The following is a 386-nucleotide window of genomic DNA, read 5'->3' as shown; positions in this document are numbered from 1 at the left end:
GTACAGGGATTATCATGACCCTGCCTGTGCTGTTTGTGACGCTGGCTGCGCTGGCGCTACGTCTCTCTTTCACTTTGTAATGAGATACTGATATGAGCAACATTACCATTTATCACAACCCGGCCTGCGGCACGTCGCGTAATACGCTGGAGATGATCCGCAACAGCGGCACAGAACCGACTATTATCCATTATCTGGAAACTCCGCCAACGCGCGATGAACTGGTCAAACTCATTGCCGATATGGGGATTTCCGTACGCGCGCTGCTGCGTAAAAACGTCGAACCGTATGAGGAGCTGGGCCTTGCGGAAGATAAATTTACTGACGATCGGTTAATCGACTTTATGCTTCAGCACCCGATTCTGATTAATCGCCCGATTGTGGTG

General features: G+C 50.5%; 1 protein-coding gene. It reads left to right on the top strand.

The features are described from left to right. Nucleotides 1-92 precede the first annotated feature (92 nt). Nucleotides 93-386: arsenate reductase (glutaredoxin) (gene arsC / locus I6F17_RS37500; RefSeq protein WP_225190490.1), on the top strand; the 294-nt coding region annotated here is incomplete at its 3' end.

This window comes from Bradyrhizobium sp. NBAIM18, assembly GCF_020193825.1.
In the GTDB taxonomy this organism is placed as follows: Bacteria; Pseudomonadota; Alphaproteobacteria; order Rhizobiales; family Xanthobacteraceae; genus Bradyrhizobium; species Bradyrhizobium yuanmingense.
Note: the sequence above shows the minus strand (reverse complement) of the source record. Positions and strands in the feature narration are given on the sequence as shown.